Origin of the sequence: Mumia sp. ZJ430 (assembly GCF_011751845.1) — a bacterium.
Classification (GTDB): domain Bacteria; phylum Actinomycetota; class Actinomycetes; order Propionibacteriales; family Nocardioidaceae; genus Mumia.
Map to the genome: position 1 here is coordinate 1,175,492 of NZ_JAAHFK010000001.1, position 16,212 is coordinate 1,191,703.

The window sequence follows — 16,212 nt, forward strand, 5'->3', positions numbered from 1 at the left end:
ACCGTGCGGGTGACGCCGAACGAGGGCTACTCGTTCCCGGAGGGCACCGTCACGGAGTGGACCGAGACCGACTCCGAAGAGCCGTGCCTCGTCGACGCGCCGCCACCGGTGTGGACCGACGACTGTGAGACGGTCGGCCGGTGGTAGTGCCGCCGGACGGCGAGCACTATCACTACGAGGTTGTCACCGGTCTCGGAGGAGTGCAGACGGTCACGCTCGTCGACGACGGTTGGGCCTTGCCGCCGGGCGCGGTGACACGGTGGACGGAGACCGAGGATGCGGACGACTGCGACCTGGTCCCTGGCGACATCGTGTCGCAGTGCGTGAGCGCCGCGCCCTACCTCTCGTACGCGGTGACGCTCCCGGCGGGCTTCGGCGAGGTCGGGGCGAACCCGGTGATCATCACCTTCGTCAACCCGGACGGTGAAGACTACGTGTGACGGGCCAGCCGCTGAGCGGTCGGCTCCTGTGGCCGGGGGCGTCGGCGACAGAGCCGCTGCAGTGGCCGGGCTGGGAGCTGCTGCCGGACGGCACGTACGGCGAGACTGACGGCAACTTCGCGTGGACCCGGCGCGGGGTCACGGTGCGCTTCGACGTCAACCCGACGTACTCGACGACGGTCGCGTACCCGTCGGAGTCGTCGACCTGCGCCAACCCGCAGACACGTGTGCCGGACGTGCCGGACAGCCCGGACACACCGGTCGGCTTCGAACCGCCGTCGAGCACGCCGCCGCTGCCGAACGCAGGTGGCACTGCGCTGGCCCCGGCCGCGTTGGGGCTGCTGTTCGTGCTGGCAGGCGGACTGCTGCTCGGTCTGCGCCGACGCTTGAGCGCCGCCGCGGTGCGCTGACGAGGCGCCGCAGTGGTGGTCAGGACCGCCGCCACTGTGGCGCGAGGATCGACCAGACCTCCATGTCGCGCCGTTCCCCTCGGTACAGATAGCTCTCGCGCAGCACGCCCTCCTTCGTCATCCCGAGGCGTCGCGCCACGGCGATGCTGGCCGCGTTCGCCGGACTGACCCGCCACTCCACGCGGTGGATGCCCCGCTCCTCGACAGCCCAGTCGATGATCACGCGGACGGACCGGCTGACGAGGCCATTGCCCACGGCCGACGGCTCCAGCCAGCAGCCCGCCTCGGCCGTGCCCTGCGGGACGTCCATCGTCCGGAAGAGGACTCCTCCCACCAGCGTTCCCGCCACCCAGATCCCGAAGATCCGGCCGGTGTCGGTGGCAGCCTTCTCGGCGTACCGCTCGAGGAAGGCGCGGCTCGACTCCAGGTCGGTGACGGCGTCGGGGAGCGCGACATGCTGCCCGATGAACTCACGTCCTCGGTCCATGTGGTCGAGGAGCTCCTCTGCCCGCCATGGTTCGAGAGGGCCCAGCTCCGCACCGTCGCCCAGCGATGTCGCGTGCATCGTCACCCTCCAGGTCAGGACCGGCGCGCACCGGGCGGGAATCGTCTCACGACCGGACGCGAGAAGGCGTGGACGAGGCCGATCCGAGCTAGGTGCTGGCCTCCCACCCGTCGTACTCGCCGTCGGTGACCGAGGCGGCGAGGCTCTCGAAGAACGCGCGCGCCTCACGGACCGCGTCGGGCGAGACCACCGCCTCGTCTCGCTCGGCGACGATCACCCATCCGTTGCCGTCGGCGGCGGTGTCGACGTCCTGCACGTGCCAGCCGGCGTCGCGGGAGGCGTCGGCGACCGTACGAGCGCCCGACTCGTCGGCGGCATAGACGTAGTGCAACCAGTGACGCGGGTGCGCGAGGTCGCTGCGCTTGGAGAGTTCGGCGAGCAGGGCGTCGTCGAAGTCGTTGCCCGTCGACGGGAGCGTCGGTCTCCTCCTGAACAGCGCCATGGGCGGAGTCTCCCATGGGAGTCGGCCGGCTACGCCCTGAGCGAGGGCTCGACCACGGCACGCTCGTTCGGAACGCCTTCGGCGTGGGCGACCGATCCGGAGCGACCGCGGGGCCACTCGCGGTAGTCGCGAAACGCCACCGGGAGGCCGTGTGCCGCCTCGACGTCCGCGCTGTCGGTCACCTGGACGTGCACGTGCGGCTGGGTCGAGTTGCCGGAGTTGCCGCACTCACCGAGCTGCTCGCCCGTACGGACCGTGTCGCCGACTCCGACCCGCAGCGAGCCGCGCCGGAGGTGGACGAGCGTGACGAAAGCGCCCTCGGATGCGATCGTCAGGTGATTCCCCGCGATCGCGCGGATCCCCTCGCGGACCCGCCGCGCCTGCCCCAGCGCGTACCGGACGAGCGCGAGCTGCGAGCGCCGTGCCTCATGGTCGATCTCGCCGTCGTGCACCGCGACGACCGTCCCGTCGCACGGCGCGAGGATCGGGCGGCCGTACGCGAAGAACCGCTCCGGCGGCTCCGTCGCGAGGATGGTGCGCCAGTCCCTGGTGGGTGCAGTGCGGCCCCTGTCGTCGACGCCGACGAAATCGATCGCGTACGCGCTGCCCATCAGCAGCGTGCCGTGGCTCGGGACACGGTGGGCGGGGCTGTTCTGGACGAGCCAGCGGCCGGTGAACGGCAGGTCGAGCACGACGGTCGTCACACGACCGAGGCTACTGACACGTGAGATCGCCGGTCCCGTCTTCGCCGTCGTCGCACCCACGTGCGGACTCTGCCGTGCCCCGGAACGCGAGGGTGGGGCCGGACGCGTTCATGGTGCGCGGGCGGCCCAGCACCGACACGACAACCTCCGGCGAGTCACCGAAGCCGAGGGTCATGTTCTGCCAGAGGCAGCCGCTCGGGTCGGACACCATCCACGTCCAACTGGTCGTCGACCCGCCGCGCGGAAGCTCTTCCCCGCCGGTGCCGGAGACCAGGATCGCGCTGCCGTCGTCGGTGTTCGTCGACAGCACCCAGTTCAACGGGGCGCGCGACGTCGCCCGCACACCGTTCGCGGTCGGCCACCGGATCGACTCCACGGTGATCGGCGCGGGGGAATCGTTCCGTACGACGACGGCGACGCGGCAGTGAAGCCGTGAGTCCACCCGTTGCTGCGGACGGGCTTCGCCGCGTGCGACTCCGGGTCGTCGCAGATCGGCGGTATGCCCGAGATCACGGTGACGCGGCCGGCGGACCGCGGAGGCCGAGACCCCATCCGGCCGTACCGACGACCGTGAGGACGACCAGGGAGGCGAGGGCGATGACAAGCATTCGGCGGCTGCGAGGTACGTGCGGATCATCGCGAACTCCAACACCGCCTCGCAGGCGATTCGCGGATCCGGAGTGGCCGGCGACCGTTTTTGGCCCGTTGCACCGCCCTGACTGGTATGACACCAGCGCCGCTTAACCTGGGCACCCCGTCCCCTCACGAGGAGCTGATTCCTTGTCCACCCCGGACATCCACCGTGCCGAACCTGGGCCCGTCCCCGCCCGCCCGATCTCACCGGCCGGGGCGGTGCCGCCCGACCCCACCGCCGCCGTCTCGATCCGCAACCTGTGCAAGTCCTTCGGTGAGAAGCTCGCGGTCGGCGGCGTGAGCCTCGACATCCCTGCCGGCTCGTTCTACGGCATCGTGGGCCCCAACGGTGCGGGCAAGACGACGACCCTCTCGATGGCGACGGGCCTGCTGCGACCTGACCTCGGTCACGTCTCGATCCATGGCGTCGACGTCTGGCGCAGCCCGTACGAGGCCAAGCGTCTTCTGGGGGTGCTTCCCGACGGGCTGCGTCTGTTCGACCGGCTGACCGGTGCTCAGCTCATCGCGTACGCCGGCGAGCTCCGCGGGCTCGACCGCGCCACCGTGCGTTCCCGTACGGCCGACCTGCTCGGCGCGCTCGGTCTCACCGAGGCTGCCGACACCCTGGTCGTCGACTACTCGGCAGGCATGACCAAGAAGGTCGCGCTCGCGTCCGCGCTCGTCCACGCCCCCCGCGTGATCGTCCTCGACGAGCCGTTCGAATCGGTCGATCCGATCTCGGCCGCGGGCATCCGCGAGCTCCTGACCGGGTTCGTGCAGACCGGCGGCACGGTCGTCGTGTCCTCGCACGTGATGGACCTCGTCCAGCGGATGTGCTCCCACGTCGCGGTGATCGCGCGCGGCCTTCTCCTCGCCTCCGGGACGGTCGACGAGGTGCGCGCCGGAGAGTCGCTCGAGGACAGGTTCGTGCAGCTCGTCGGCGGGCCGCAGTCCACGGGAGGGTTGTCGTGGTTGCAGTCATCCTGAGGATGAAGCTGACGCTGGTCCTCAACGGGTTCCGGCGCTCGGTGTGGCAGACGGTCGGATTCGTCCTGGCTTCGTTGTACGCCCTCTTCGTCGTCGGTGTCGTCCTCGCGGCGTCTATCGGTCTCTCATTCGTCGACATCGACCTGGCGCGCGACGTTCTGGTGGTCGGGGGTGCGGTCGTGGTCGTCGGGTGGTGGGTGCTGCCGCTGCTGAGCTTCGGGCTCGACGCGACGCTCGACCCGCGGCGCTTCCAGCAGTTCGCGATCCCGCGCCGCGACCTGGTGACCGGCCTCGCGGTTGCGGGGATGGTCGGTGTCCCGGGAGCCGCGACCGTTCTGGCGGCGCTGTCGACGTCGCTCGCATGGTGGCACGAGCCGATCGCGTTGATCGCCGCGGTCGTCGGCGCCGCGCTCGGGGTCGCGATGTGCGCGGTCGGTTCGCGCGCCTTGGCGGCGCTGATCGCTCCGCTGATGGAGTGGCGCCGCTTTCGCGAGGTCGCGGCCGTCGTCGTCATCGTGCCGCTGATCATGCTCGCGCCGATGGCCAGCCGCCTGATCGGCACCATGGGGGATCCCGACGAGTGGTTGCCGCAGGTCGCCGACGTGCTGTCGTGGACCCCGTTCGGGGCTCCGTGGTCGCTCGGCGGCGATGTCGCAGAGGGCCAGTGGCTGTTCGCCGGAGCTCGCCTCCTCGTCTCGGTCGCATCCGTCGCGCTGCTGCTCGTGGCGTGGGATGCCGCACTCACGCGGACCCTCGTACGCCCGCCGTCGCGGGGCCCGGTCGCGCGCGGCCAGGGCTACGGCTGGTTCGACCGCCTGCCCGCGACGCGTTCGGGTGCGATCGCCGCGCGATGCCTCACGTACTGGCAGCGTGACCCGCGCTACGCCGGCTCGGTGGCGTTCTTGCCGTTCATCCCGATCCCGTTCATCGTGTTCGGCGGACTCGAGGGCAACACCAGCCTGCTGCTGATGGCGCCGATCGTCGCGTACGTGCTGGGCTTCGCGATCTCGGCCGACTTGTCGTACGACAACACGGCCTTCTGGCTCCACGTGACGACCGGCGTGCGCGGTGTCGCCGATCGCTGGGGACGCGTGACCGCTGCGTCGATCCTGGCCGTGCCCACGGTCCTGCTCCTCGCGGTCGGCGGAGCCTGGGCCTCGGGTGAATGGGACCGGTTGCTTGCCGTGCTCGGGGCTTCGTTCGGCGTGCTGATGGTGGCGCTCGGAGCGTCGTCGGTGCTGTCGGCACGCTTCCTCTACGCGGTCCAGAAGCCGGGCGAGGGCATGTTCGCGCAGCCGCAGGGATCGACGACGGCGATCCTCGTCGCCCAGACGATCGGGATGCTCGCCGTCGGCCTGCTGTCCGCCCCGACCCTCGTCGCGTTCACGATCGCCCTCGCGACAGGTGGGATGTGGGCGACCGCGCTCACGGTGGTGCTAGGTCTCGGCTCGGGCATCGCGCTGCTGATCATCGGTGTCCGCAAGGGCGGGGAGATCGTGGACCGCCGCGGGCCCGAGATTCTGCAGCAGATCGCCGCCTGGGCCTGATCCCCGACGTACGTCACGACATCAGGACCCGACGTTCCTCCACGAACAGGGGGTGGAACGTCGGGTCCTTTTGTCGGGATCTGCGTCAGGCGACCTCGTACGACCACAGCTCGCTCGTGGCGGCGACAGGGGGCTTCTTCTCGCTGCCCTCGCCGCCACCCGCGCCACGGTGCCCATGAGCGAAGGCCGGCGACGTCTTCCACGCCTCGAACGCAGCCTCGTCGCGCCAGCGCGTGATGACGAGCCATGTCGTGCGGTCGTCGGTGGGCTTGAGCAGCTCGAAGCCTTCGAAGCCATCCACCCCGTCGACGGCGCCCGCGCGGGCGGCGAAGCGGTGGGCGAGCTCGTCCCCGGACTCGGCGGGGACCGTGATCGCGTTGATCTTGATAAGGGTCATACGTCCGATGCTAGGCCGGTCGTTCGTGACGGCGGCGAGTGGAGGTCACGGCCTCGGCCGCAGAAGGCGAGCTCCGAGGACGGAGAGCAGCACCGCCGACACGGCCGTCGCCGCGGCGACTCCCAGCCACACGCCGTTGCTCCCGGAGCTCCCGATCGCGTCGTCGAACAGCGGGGTGAGGCTCAGGAGGGCGTAGCCGGCGGCCACGACGAGCAGCGGGACGAAGACCAGAGCGAGGGCGCCGCCGAGTGCACGGGCGTACCCGAGGTCGGCGGATCGCCCGATCACCAGTCCCGCCACGAGGCCGGTGACGGCCAGCTCCACGATCGGGACGCCCAGGAAGACGACATGATCGCCCGTCTGGACCTCGTCGTTCATGAAGTAGGCCAGCATCCAGGCCATGGGGAGCGCGAACAGCAGCACGACCACGGAGGCGATCAACGGTCCGGCGACACGTGCGACAGACTGCCCGGTCGAGCCGCCCGGGAGGGTTCCAGGGATGTCCGAGGTGTGAGGCTTCGTCATGCTCCGAGGGTGGCACACGGCGGGTCGGCCGCCGTTGGCGCTCTAGGCTGATCTCGTGGCCCACCCGACTCTCCTTCCTGAGCACGTCGACGCCGAGCGCCTCGTGCTTCCCGACGGCGTCCTCGAGCACGGGTGGGTCGAGCATCGCGATGGCGTCGTGACCGCGGTCGGCCGCAGCGACGCGCCGGTGCCAGGGGCGTACCCGCTGCTCCTCCCCGGCTTCGTCGACCTCCACTGCCACGGCGGCGGCGGCGCGTCCTTCGACGGTGGCCTGGACGCCGCGCGGACCGCGGCACGCACCCACGCCCGGCACGGGACGACGGCCATGCTCGCGAGCCTCGTGTCGGCGCCGGTGGACGTCCTCGCCGAGCAGGTACGAGGGCTCGCCGCGGCGATCCGTACGGGCGAGCTCGGGCCCGTCCGCGGCATCCACCTCGAGGGCCCGTTCCTCTCGCCGGACCACCGCGGCGCGCACGACCCGGACGCGCTGACCCTCCCGACGGAGGAGGCGGTGGCGACACTCATCGAGGCAGGCGGCGGTCTCGTCCGGATGGTGACGCTTGCTCCTGAGCTGCGCGGCGGGCTCGAGGCCATCGAGCAGCTCGCCGCCGCGGGGGTCGCCGCGGCTGTCGGGCACACCGACGCCGACTACGCGCTGGCCGCCGAGGCGTTCGCCCGCGGCGCGACCGTGCTGACCCACGCGTCGAACGCCATGCTCCCGATCCACCATCGCGCCCCCGGCCCGATCGTGGCCGCGCTCGACGCTCCGGGGGTCGCGCTCGAGCTCATCCTCGACGGGGTCCACCTGCACGACGCCTGGGCGCGCCGGCTGCTCCTCGATGCCGGATCACGCGGAGTGCTTGTCACGGACGCGATGGCTGCCGCCGACGCGCGCGACGGCGCGTACGAGCTCGGAGGGCTCATCGTCGAGGTTGCCGACGGCACCGCGCGACTCGTCGACACCGGCGCGATCGCGGGCAGCACGCTGACGATGGACACGGCGGTACGACGCGCGCTGGGCGTGCTGGGGCTCGATCCCGTCGCCGTCGCCAGCGCCGCATCGTGCGCTCCGGCGACCGCGCTCGGCCTGCCCGGAGGAACGATCGCGGTCGGCGGTCCGGCGAACCTCGTCGCGCTCGACGCCTCGTACGAGATCGCCGCGGTGCTCTCCGCGCCGACCCCCTGACGTCATACGAGACGAGGGTCGTGACCCTCATCCGGGATGACGTCCGGGACGGGTTCGGAGGGAGCGGGAGCGAGCGCGGCGGCGATCGCCGTCGTCGCCGGCACCGCGAGCACGAGGCCGATGAGTCCGACGAGAGTCCGTGCGATCTCGGCACCGACCTGCTCGGTCCCAGCGATCTCGATCAGCGAGCGGTCGTACGCGGCGACGAGCAGCAGCACCGTCATCGCCGTGCCCGCGTACGCAAAGACCAGCGTGTAGACGCTGGAGGCGATGTGGTCGCGCCCGATCCGCATCGCCGACACGAACGTGCTGCGCCGGCTCGCCTCGGGCTGAGCGGCCCGCAGCTCCCACACCGCGCTGGCCTGCGTCACCGTGACGTCGTTGAGGACACCGAGCCCCGCGATCACCATCGACGCCGTGACGACACCCGACAGGCTGATCTGCCCCGCGACCGCCATGAGGATCTGGTCGTCCTCCGACGAGATGCCCGTCAGGTGGGTCCAGTCGGTCGTGAACCATCCCAGGACTGCTGTCAGTGCGATGCCGATCAACGTCCCGAACAGTGCCGCGGTGGTGCGGATCGAGACGCCGTGGACGAGGTAGAGGACGACGAGCATGATCGTGCTCGACCCCACGACCGCGACGATGAGCGGATTCTCGCCGGCGAGCAGCGCGGGCAGGACGAACACCACGATCGCGCCGATCGTGGCGACCACTCCGACGATCGCGAGCAGACCTCGCCACCGCGCGACAGCGACGATGACGCCCGCGCACGCGAGGCCGAGCCAGACGAGCGGCATACCGCGGTCGAAGTCGAGGAACTCGAACGTCGGCTCGGTGGTGCCCTCGGGCTCGACCCGTACGAGCTCGACGGAGTCGCCGACCTCCATACCCGTACGGAACACCGCCGGCTGGACGGTCACGGTCGCGGACTCGTCGCCCGCCGTCCGTACGAGCAGCTCACCGCAGTCACCCTCGACGGCAGGCAGCCCGTCGGGCCCGACCGCTCCGCCGCCGCAGTCGATGGCACGTACGTCGGTGACCGTGCCGGACACGATCGACACGCCCTGCGTCCCGTACGGGTTGGGTGCTTTGGCGACGTCGTCCGCGTCCGGCCACAGGACCCAGACTGCGACGCCGAGCACGAGGGCCAGCGCTCCGACGACGCCGGCGAGCACGGTCGCCAGGCCGCGCCGCCCCTCGTCCTCGCCGGTCCCGAAGTGGCTGTGGAGGTCGTGGGTCACGGGCCAAGCGTCCCATGTCCGCAGGCGGGTACGAGGCCGCCCGTCAGGTGTCGCCGGCGGCGTCGGCGATCACGTCGATCACCCCGGCGAGAGTGAAGTCCCTGGCCGTCAGCCCGCTGGCGGAATGTGTCGTCAGGATGAACGTGACCTCGCGCCAGCGGATGGTGATGTCGGGGTGGTGGTCGGCTTCCTCGGCGATGGCGGCGACCGCATCCACCAGTGCGATCCCGTCGATGTAGGTGGGTGCGCGGACGGAGCGGACGATCGTGTCGCCGTCGCGGACCCATGCAGGCCGCTCCAGGAGAGCCTCGGCGATCTCTGCGTCGCTCATCAGGCTGTCGGAGGCGTCGGGTGCGTCCATCTCTTGACCGTACGCGCTAATCTCGCCGGTTGTGGATCCCCGAAGCACCGAACCCGCGCCGGTGCCGGCGGTCGTCGTCGGCGTGGCGCTGCTTCGCGGCGGTCGAGTGCTGGCGGCGCGGAGGACGTCACCGCCTGCGCTTGCCGGTGGATGGGAGTTCCCCGGGGGCAAGGTGGAGCCGGGTGAGAGCGAGGCCAAGGCGGTACGCCGTGAGGTCGCCGAGGAACTGCGGTGCGAGGCCGCAGTCGTTCAGCGTCTCGACGGCGAGGTCCCGCTGGCAGCGGGGATGGTGCTCCGCGTGTACGTCGGCGAGGTCGTGTCGGGTGATCCGGTGCCGACCGAGCACGACCGGCTCCGCTGGCTCGGCCCGGACGAGCTGGACGACGTGCCGTGGCTCGACGCCGACCGGCCGTTCCTGCCCGAGGTCGCCGCGCTCCTGCGTCGTACGCACAGCGAGGGCGCGGAGGCGCACTTCGACGAGGGCGACGACGCCGACCAGGTCGTGGCCGCGCTGCGGGCCGACGGGTACGAGGCTGTCGTACGGCGCGAGGGCTTCGCCGGCGAGGACGACAGCGAGGACCGCGCCTGGCTCGTACGAGTCGAGGGCACGGCCGCTGCCGATGCGCTGGCCGCGCTGGTCGCGGACGTCGAGCTCGCCTGGATGATCGACCACGCCGCGCCCGCGCCCGTACCACCTCCGCCGCTCCCGACCGGGCCGAAGCGGCTGAAGCGGCTGAAGCGGAAAGACTGACTCGCGAGGTGCCCGCACGTTGCGTTGGCCCCAACGGAGAGTCACGGGCGGCAGAGAGTGACCCGCGGGCGGCAGAGGGTGACCCGGGGCGTCAGGCGTGGAGGGCGCGGCGCAGGAAGTCGACCTGCAGCTGCGCGAGGTTCTCCGCGACGACCTCCTGCGGCGTCATGTGCGTGACCCCGGTCAGCGGCAGCACGCTGTGCGCCTTGCCTGCGGCCAGCAGCGCCGACGACAGCCGCAGGGTGTGCGCGACCACGACGTTGTCGTCAACCATGCCGTGCACGATCATCAGCGGCGGAAGCGCGACGTCGGGATCGATCCCGGTCAGCAGCGAGTTCGCGTCGTAGACCTCGGGCTGCTCGTCGGGATGCCCGAGGTAGCGCTCCGTGTAGAACGTGTCGTACAGGCGCCACTCGGTCACCGGCGCGCCCGCCACCGCCGCATGGAAGACGTCAGGGCGACGCAGCACCGCGAGGGCCGACAGGTAGCCGCCGTACGACCAGCCCATGATCCCGACGCGCGACGTGTCGACGTCCGTGCCGTACTTGTCGGCTACCGCGTCGAGCGCGACGATCTGGTCGTCCAGCGTCACACCGGCGAAGTCGTCGCGGATCGCGCGGTCCCACGCCCGACCACGCCCCGGCGTCCCGCGCCCGTCGGCGACGACGACGCAGAAGCCCTGGTCGGCGATCCACTGCGCCTCGAGGTAGGGCTTGGCGGAGTGCAGGACGCGCTGCGCGTGGGGGCCTCCGTACGGGTTCATGATGATCGGCAGGCTCGCGACGTTGCCGTGCTCGTGACCGCGTGGGAACAGCACTGCCGTACGGATGGCGTCGTCGCCAGCCTCGAGGAACCGCACCTCCGGGTGCAGGCCCGGGTGTAGCGGGTGGGAGGCGAGGTTGCCGACCGTCTCGCCGCGGCGCATCACGGTGATCGTCGGGAACGGCGACTCCATGCCGGCGCGGATGCGCACCGCGGTGCCCCCGCGCTCGGTGCCGCTCCACACGCCGGGCCCGTCGGACAGCGCGACCGTGTCGCCGTCGTAGCCGACCGCATAGAGGTGGACCTGCGTCGGGTCTTCGGACGCCGTCACGATCGCGCCCTCGGCGCCGAGCGACACCACGGCGCGAAGCTGCAGGTCCGGAGGCGACACCGGCTCGCCGTCGACCAAGAGCCTCTTGGTGTCGCCGTGGTCCTCGAGCGTGACGAGGCGGCCTCCGGGCGCGTACGCGGGGACGCCGGGCATCACGTCGACCCACACCTCGTCGCTCTGGCCGCGCACCAGCGTCGTCTCGCCCGTCTCGAGCTCGACGGCGAGGACGGCGGCGTCCTTCTGGTCGCGCGCCATGACCTGGATCAGCGGGTCGCCGTGAGCGGTCCACGACACGCGGGTGAGGTAGGGGAAGCGCTCGCGGTCCCACGCGACCTCGGTGCGTGAACCGTCCAGGCGCACGTGCCACAGCGTCACGAGGGCGTCGTCGGTGCCGGCGGCGGGGTAGCGGTGCTCGACCGGCGCCTTCGACGGGTCGGCGGGATCGGCGACGTGCCAGGTCGTGACCGGCGACTCGTCGTACCGCTCGACCAGCAGCGACTCGCCGTCGGGCGCCCACCAGAAGCCGCGGTGACGGTCCATCTCCTCGGCCGCCACGAACTCGGCGAGCCCCCACACGACGTGCTCGCCGTCAGGCTCGGCGATCGGGTAGTCGAGCGTCCCGTCCACCCCGATCACCCGCAGCGCGCCGTCGGTCGCGTAGGCGATGCGGCGTCCTGTCGGGTCCACCCGAGGGTCGATCGCGGAGCCGGCCGTCGGGAGCGCGCGAGCCCCTGCGGAGCCCGTACGGCTCACCCAGACCCTGCCGGACAGCGCGAACGTCGCGACCTCGCACGCCTCGTCCATCGCGTACGCGACGATGCCCGCCGCCGACTCACGGCTGCGCTCGCGCCGGGCCCGCTCCTCCGGAGACAGCTCCTCGCCACCGGTACCGAGCAGCGCCGAGGCGTCGACGAGGCACGTCTCCTGCCCGCTGTCGGCGTCGTACGACCACAGCGATCCCGTCCGCGTCGAGCCGTCGGGCGTGCGGACGAAGAACACACGGGAGCCGTCCGGGCTCACGGTCAGGTTGCGGGGGACGCCGAGGGTGAAACGCAGCGACCGTGCCTGCAGACGCGGGAAGGACACGGACTCCGAGGAGGGGGTCGTCATGCCTCCGAGGGTATCGAGGCGGGGTGCTCCGGTCAGGGCGCGGTGGCGTCGCTCGTGGGATCGACGAGGATCTTGGCGTGCCGGTCGGGGTCGCCCAGCGCGTCGAAGGCCGAGGGGATGCCCGCGAGCCCGACGGTCCCGGTCACGAGAGGAGTCGGGTCGACCGTGCCGTCGGCGATCATGCGCAGGGTCTCGTAGAACTCGTCCGGCCCGTACGCGAAGACGAACCGCAGGTCGATCTCCTTGTTGATCGCCATCGACGGGCGGAACGTGTCGGCCTCCATGCAGACGCCGACGACGACGATCCGCGACAGCAGCGGGGCATGGGAGATGAGGTCCTCGATCATCCCCGGTTTGCCGACGCACTCGAAGACGACCGGGCCCTTCGGTGTCGCGCCGACCTTCTCCGCCGCCCGCATCACCCGCCACCACGGCAGGCCCGGGACGCGGCGCAGGGTCTTCATCGTCGAGAGGCCGAGCTCCATCAGGCTCGGCGCCGTCCGCAGGTGGCCGCGGCGCTCGCCGTACGAGGTCCACGGAGACTGCTCGCGCGGGTCCACGACCACGTCGGCGCCGCAGGCGCGTGCGAGGGCGCGGCGTCCGGCCGAGAGGTCGCTCGCGACGACCGTACGGACGCCGGCGGCTTTGAGCATGAGGATCACCGCGAGGCCGATCGGGCCGCACCCGATGACGATCGCGACCTCGCGCTTGCCGATCTCGGCGCGGCGGACCGCGTGGTGCGCGACCGCGAGCGGCTCTGTCGTGGCCGCGCGGTCGTCGCTGACACCGTCGGGGATCGGGATCGTCAGCGCCTCCGAGACGAGCATCCGCTCCGCGAAGCCGCCCGGCGCCCGTACGGACAGCCCGGTCAGGTGGACGCCGTCCTCCTGCTCGAGCACGGGCAGCGAGACGACGCGGGTGCCGACCGGCCAGGCCTCGCGGCAGCCCGGTCCGTACGAGAGGATCCGTCCGGTGAACTCATGGCCCATCACGACCGACTGCGATGAGCGCATGAACGCGTCGTAGCCGATCTCGGCGGCACCGTCGGCCGTGAGGTCGCTGTGCGTACGGGCGTGCAGGTCGGAGCCGCAGATGCCACAGCGCGTGACCTCGATGAGGACCTGACCATGCCCTGGTACGGGGTCGGGGACGTGCTCGAGCGCGAGCCGGCCCTCGTGGCAGGTGACGGCCTTCATTCGCCGGCCGCTGCACGGGAGGAGGGGCGGCGGGTGCGCGACGAGGTCCATGCGAGCCCGTCGTCGAGCCCGGCGTGGTTGGTGTGCCAGGCGTCCACGACGACGTTCTGCTTCATCGCCCACGGATACGAGGCGACCGCACGCGGCTGCAGGTGCTCGCCGCGGCGGATGTAGCCGGAGTCCATGTCGAACAGCGGCCGCGAGGCCGGGGTGCCGTCCATGACCGGCGTGACGGTGTCGTCGCCGGAGCGGTCGAGGCGCTCGATGATGCGGCTGACGAGGCGCGCGGTCATGTCCGAGCGCATCGTCCAGGACAGGTTGATGTAGCCGATGCAGAACGACAGGTTGGGGACCCCGCTGAGCATCGTGGCCCGGTACGCGTAGCGCTGCGACAGGTCCACCGGCGCGCCGTCGACGCTCAGCGCGGCACCGCCGAGAAGCTTGAGCGAGAGCCCGGTGGCGGTGACGACGATGTCGGCCTCGACGACCCGTCCGTCGGTCAGTCGCACACCGTTCTCGACGAACCGGTCGATGTGCGCGGTGACGACCGATGCCGTGCCCTCGCGCACGACCTCGAACAGGTCGCCGCCGGGCGAGATGCACAGGCGCTGGTCCCACGGCGCGTACGGGGGCGTGAAGTGGGCGTCGACGATCTCCTCCGAGCCCACTGCGGCGACCGCGCCCTTGCGGAACAGCGACGCCATCTGGTCGGGCAGTCGGCGGCAGGCCTGGTAGAGCCCCCACTGGAGCGCGGTGTTCTTCGCGCGGACGGTGAGGTGGCCGCCGCGCGCAGGGAGCACCTTCCGGATCGCGTTGCCGATTACGTCCTGCTTGGGCTGTGCCAGGACGTAGGTCGGGGTGCGCTGGAGCATCGTGACGTGGCCGGCGTCCTGGGCCATCGCCGGGACGATCGTGATCGCGGTGGCGCCGCTGCCGATCACGACGACCTTCTTGCCGGCGTAGTCGAGGTCGTCGGGCCAGAACTGCGGGTGGACCAGCGTGCCCTCGAAGTCGTCCACGCCTGCGAAGCCGGGGTCGTACGGCTGCTCGTAGTCGTAGTAGCCGCTGCAGAACGACACGAACCGCGCCTCGTATGTCTCCTCGTGGCTGTCGGGACCCGTCGCGACGCGGACCCTCCAGCGGGCGTCCTCGGACGACCAGTCGGCGGCGACGACCCTCGTAGAGAAGCGGGTGTGCGCGAGGATCCCGCTCTCACGCGCGGTGTCCTCGAGGTAGTCGCGGATGTCGTCGCCCTGGACGATCGAGTCGTCACCGCTCCACGGACGGAACGGGAAGGCGAGGGTGAAGATGTCCGAGTCCGAGCGCACGCCGGGATAGCGGAACAGATCCCACGTGCCGCCGATCGCGTCCCGCGCCTCGACGAGCGCGTACGACAGGTGGGGGAGGCGCTCCTGGAGGCGGTAGGCCATCCCGATCCCAGACAGGCCCGCGCCCACGATGAGGACGTCGACACTGCGTGTGTCGGGGGTGTGGTCGGCCATGGTGCTCCTCCGGTCGTGCCTCGTGCGTACGGCACGCGTCGTGTCGATTGTGACGCGCGCCACGTCCGCTGGCTTGACTTTCGGCGACAAACCTCAGCGGAGGGCGCCGCGGATCTCGCGGGGTGGCGACCCCCACCACCGCCGTGCGCTGCGGGTCAGGGTGGCCTGCTCGGAGAAGCCAAGCGCCGCCGAGACCCTTGCCAGCGGCAGGTCGGTACGGGTCAGCAGTTCGTGCGCCTTCTGGCGACGGACGTCGTCGACGATCTCGGCGAAGCCCGTGCCCTCCGCTGCGAGACGGCGCTGGAGCGTGCGCTCGTGCATGTTGAGGAGGCGGGCGACGTACGACATCTGCGGGGGAAGGTAGGCGAGGGTGTGGTGGACGATCGTGCGGGTGCGTCCCGCGAAGTCCTCGGACTCGGCGGGCATCGCCTCCTCGAGGTACGCGAGCGCCCGGCGCCGGTTGGACTCGTCGGCGCCGGCGATCGCGGTGTCGCCGAGGGTGGCGGGGATACGCAGGTACGCGGCCTCGGCACGCGGGTGGACCGGCGCGCCGAAGAACTCCTCGTACACCGCGAGCGGTGCCACGGGCTCGTACGGGAGGTGGACCGACCGCAGCTCGTAGTCCACCGCGACGAGGCTCTGGACCGCACGGTGGAGGAACCCGATCCCCGAGTCGAGCGCCTGGACGGGAACCGGCTCGGCGAGGCTGACCGCGTACACCAGCGCGACCGTCGTCGGGTCGTGCAGCGGGTCGGCCCGCAGCGACACCGAGATCCCGTCGGTGTGGAAGCGCAGGTAGCGCGACACCGAGGTCAGTGCGTCGTCCACCGTCGGTGAGTTCGCGATGATCACCGCGAGCGGGCCGAGCATGTCGAGCCCGTGGCGCTGCGCCATCCGCAGGCCGAGATCGGGGCAGCCGAGCACCTGGGCGCTCACCTCGAGGAGCTCGGCGAGCTTCCAGTCGGGGACCGCGACGTCGTCCTGGTCCAGGACGGTGGGGTCCAGCCCGACCCGCACGGCGAGCGCGTCGGCGTCCGCGCCCAGGGACGTGACCACGTCGCGGAACCCTCGTACCCCCGCCGATCGGATGGTCGCCACGGATCTGAGTCTAGGCTGGAG

19 protein-coding genes are annotated in these 16,212 nt (G+C 71.4%); 8 read left to right on the plus strand and 11 right to left on the minus strand.

Annotated elements, in window-relative coordinates:
• The first annotated feature begins 9 nt into the window (after positions 1-9).
• Genes HCT63_RS05695 through HCT63_RS05705 form a run of 3 tightly spaced genes read left to right on the plus strand, consistent with a single transcriptional unit; the run spans position 10 to position 850 of the window.
• Positions 10-147 (plus strand): hypothetical protein, encoded by a 138-nt coding sequence (locus HCT63_RS05695; protein ID WP_167001884.1) that lies wholly within the window; start codon positions 10-12, stop codon positions 145-147.
• Entirely contained in the window at positions 141-440 is a 300-nt protein-coding gene (locus HCT63_RS05700; protein ID WP_167001886.1) for a hypothetical protein, read from the plus strand. The genes HCT63_RS05695 and HCT63_RS05700 overlap by 7 nt, the downstream gene beginning before the upstream one ends.
• Positions 437-850, plus strand: coding sequence for a hypothetical protein (locus HCT63_RS05705; RefSeq protein WP_167001888.1), 414 nt, complete (start codon positions 437-439; stop codon positions 848-850). Before HCT63_RS05700 ends, HCT63_RS05705 begins: the two co-directional genes overlap by 4 nt.
• 19 nt (positions 851-869) lie before the next feature.
• On the opposite strand, the gene HCT63_RS05710 is transcribed toward HCT63_RS05705, so the two are convergent.
• The 3 genes from HCT63_RS05710 to HCT63_RS05720 all read right to left on the minus strand — a co-directional run bounded on the left by HCT63_RS05710 (position 870) and on the right by HCT63_RS05720 (position 2,561).
• A complete protein-coding gene (locus HCT63_RS05710; protein WP_167001890.1) occupies positions 870-1,415 on the minus strand; it encodes a GNAT family protein in 546 nt (181 codons plus the stop codon).
• Positions 1,416-1,503: 88 nt separating this feature from the next.
• Positions 1,504-1,857 carry a ribonuclease E inhibitor RraB gene (locus tag HCT63_RS05715; RefSeq protein WP_167001892.1) on the minus strand — a complete coding sequence of 118 codons (354 nt, stop codon included), beginning with the start codon at positions 1,855-1,857 and terminating at the stop codon, positions 1,504-1,506.
• A gap of 29 nt (positions 1,858-1,886) precedes the next feature.
• Entirely contained in the window at positions 1,887-2,561 is a 675-nt protein-coding gene (locus HCT63_RS05720) for a M23 family metallopeptidase (RefSeq protein ID WP_243842896.1), read from the minus strand.
• A gap of 173 nt (positions 2,562-2,734) precedes the next feature.
• Here HCT63_RS05720 and HCT63_RS05725 point away from each other — a divergent pair, with 173 nt between their 5' ends.
• The 3 genes from HCT63_RS05725 (at position 2,735) to HCT63_RS05735 (ending at position 5,728) form a co-directional block, all read left to right on the plus strand.
• Complete coding sequence (locus tag HCT63_RS05725) at positions 2,735-2,989, plus strand: hypothetical protein (protein WP_167001894.1); 255 nt, start codon at positions 2,735-2,737, stop codon at positions 2,987-2,989.
• 352 nt (positions 2,990-3,341) lie between these two features.
• On the plus strand, positions 3,342-4,181 hold the full coding sequence (locus tag HCT63_RS05730; protein WP_167001896.1) for an ABC transporter ATP-binding protein: 840 nt from the start codon (positions 3,342-3,344) through the stop codon (positions 4,179-4,181).
• On the plus strand, positions 4,163-5,728 hold the full coding sequence (locus tag HCT63_RS05735) for a hypothetical protein (RefSeq protein WP_167001898.1): 1,566 nt from the start codon (positions 4,163-4,165) through the stop codon (positions 5,726-5,728). The genes HCT63_RS05730 and HCT63_RS05735 overlap by 19 nt, the downstream gene beginning before the upstream one ends.
• 85 nt (positions 5,729-5,813) lie before the next feature.
• Here HCT63_RS05735 and HCT63_RS05740 read toward each other — a convergent pair whose 3' ends face one another.
• Positions 5,814-6,125, minus strand: coding sequence for an antibiotic biosynthesis monooxygenase (locus tag HCT63_RS05740; RefSeq protein WP_167001900.1), 312 nt, complete (start codon positions 6,123-6,125; stop codon positions 5,814-5,816).
• A gap of 45 nt (positions 6,126-6,170) precedes the next feature.
• Positions 6,171-6,650, minus strand: a complete 480-nt coding sequence (locus HCT63_RS05745; RefSeq protein WP_167001902.1) for a hypothetical protein — start codon at positions 6,648-6,650, stop codon at positions 6,171-6,173.
• 55 nt (positions 6,651-6,705) lie between these two features.
• Here HCT63_RS05745 and nagA point away from each other — a divergent pair, with 55 nt between their 5' ends.
• On the plus strand, positions 6,706-7,836 hold the full coding sequence (nagA, locus tag HCT63_RS05750) for an N-acetylglucosamine-6-phosphate deacetylase (RefSeq protein WP_167001904.1): 1,131 nt from the start codon (positions 6,706-6,708) through the stop codon (positions 7,834-7,836).
• A 2-nt stretch (positions 7,837-7,838) separates the two neighbouring features.
• Here nagA and HCT63_RS05755 read toward each other — a convergent pair whose 3' ends face one another.
• Positions 7,839-9,080: a YibE/F family protein gene (locus tag HCT63_RS05755; RefSeq protein ID WP_167001906.1), complete on the minus strand. Its 1,242-nt coding sequence runs from the start codon at positions 9,078-9,080 to the stop codon at positions 7,839-7,841.
• 43 nt (positions 9,081-9,123) lie between these two features.
• Positions 9,124-9,441, minus strand: a complete 318-nt coding sequence (locus HCT63_RS05760; protein WP_167001908.1) for a 4a-hydroxytetrahydrobiopterin dehydratase — start codon at positions 9,439-9,441, stop codon at positions 9,124-9,126.
• Positions 9,442-9,472: 31 nt separating this feature from the next.
• On the opposite strand from HCT63_RS05760, the gene HCT63_RS20405 reads away from it, so the two are divergent.
• Complete coding sequence (locus HCT63_RS20405; RefSeq protein WP_243842897.1) at positions 9,473-10,192, plus strand: (deoxy)nucleoside triphosphate pyrophosphohydrolase; 720 nt, start codon at positions 9,473-9,475, stop codon at positions 10,190-10,192.
• A gap of 91 nt (positions 10,193-10,283) precedes the next feature.
• Here the strand turns inward: HCT63_RS20405 and HCT63_RS05775 are convergent, their stop codons facing one another.
• The 4 genes from HCT63_RS05775 to HCT63_RS05790 all read right to left on the minus strand — a co-directional run bounded on the left by HCT63_RS05775 (position 10,284) and on the right by HCT63_RS05790 (position 16,191).
• Positions 10,284-12,395, minus strand: coding sequence for a prolyl oligopeptidase family serine peptidase (locus HCT63_RS05775; protein ID WP_167001910.1), 2,112 nt, complete (start codon positions 12,393-12,395; stop codon positions 10,284-10,286).
• Positions 12,396-12,427: 32 nt separating this feature from the next.
• Positions 12,428-13,591 (minus strand): zinc-binding dehydrogenase, encoded by a 1,164-nt coding sequence (locus HCT63_RS05780; RefSeq protein WP_167001912.1) that lies wholly within the window; start codon positions 13,589-13,591, stop codon positions 12,428-12,430.
• The gene (locus HCT63_RS05785) at positions 13,588-15,093 is read right to left on the minus strand and encodes an NAD(P)/FAD-dependent oxidoreductase (protein WP_167001914.1); all 1,506 of its coding nucleotides are present in this window, start codon (positions 15,091-15,093) and stop codon (positions 13,588-13,590) included. Before HCT63_RS05785 ends, HCT63_RS05780 begins: the two co-directional genes overlap by 4 nt.
• A gap of 93 nt (positions 15,094-15,186) precedes the next feature.
• Positions 15,187-16,191, minus strand: a complete 1,005-nt coding sequence (locus HCT63_RS05790) for an AraC family transcriptional regulator (RefSeq protein WP_167001916.1) — start codon at positions 16,189-16,191, stop codon at positions 15,187-15,189.
• Positions 16,192-16,212: the final 21 nt, after the last annotated feature.

What these genes read in the sequence shown, in the direction of transcription:
- HCT63_RS05710 (WP_167001890.1), bottom strand. Translation starts at nt 1,415, where the DNA reads ATGCACGCGACATCGCTGGGCGACGGTGCGGAGCTGGGCCCTCTCGAA.
- HCT63_RS05715 (WP_167001892.1), bottom strand. Translation starts at nt 1,857, where the DNA reads ATGGCGCTGTTCAGGAGGAGACCGACGCTCCCGTCGACGGGCAACGAC.
- HCT63_RS05725 (WP_167001894.1), top strand. Translation starts at nt 2,735, where the DNA reads ATGTTCTGCCAGAGGCAGCCGCTCGGGTCGGACACCATCCACGTCCAA.
- HCT63_RS05740 (WP_167001900.1), bottom strand. Translation starts at nt 6,125, where the DNA reads ATGACCCTTATCAAGATCAACGCGATCACGGTCCCCGCCGAGTCCGGG.
- HCT63_RS05745 (WP_167001902.1), bottom strand. Translation starts at nt 6,650, where the DNA reads ATGACGAAGCCTCACACCTCGGACATCCCTGGAACCCTCCCGGGCGGC.
- HCT63_RS05760 (WP_167001908.1), bottom strand. Translation starts at nt 9,441, where the DNA reads ATGGACGCACCCGACGCCTCCGACAGCCTGATGAGCGACGCAGAGATC.
- HCT63_RS05775 (WP_167001910.1), bottom strand. Translation starts at nt 12,395, where the DNA reads ATGACGACCCCCTCCTCGGAGTCCGTGTCCTTCCCGCGTCTGCAGGCA.
- HCT63_RS05780 (WP_167001912.1), bottom strand. Translation starts at nt 13,591, where the DNA reads ATGAAGGCCGTCACCTGCCACGAGGGCCGGCTCGCGCTCGAGCACGTC.
- HCT63_RS05785 (WP_167001914.1), bottom strand. Translation starts at nt 15,093, where the DNA reads ATGGCCGACCACACCCCCGACACACGCAGTGTCGACGTCCTCATCGTG.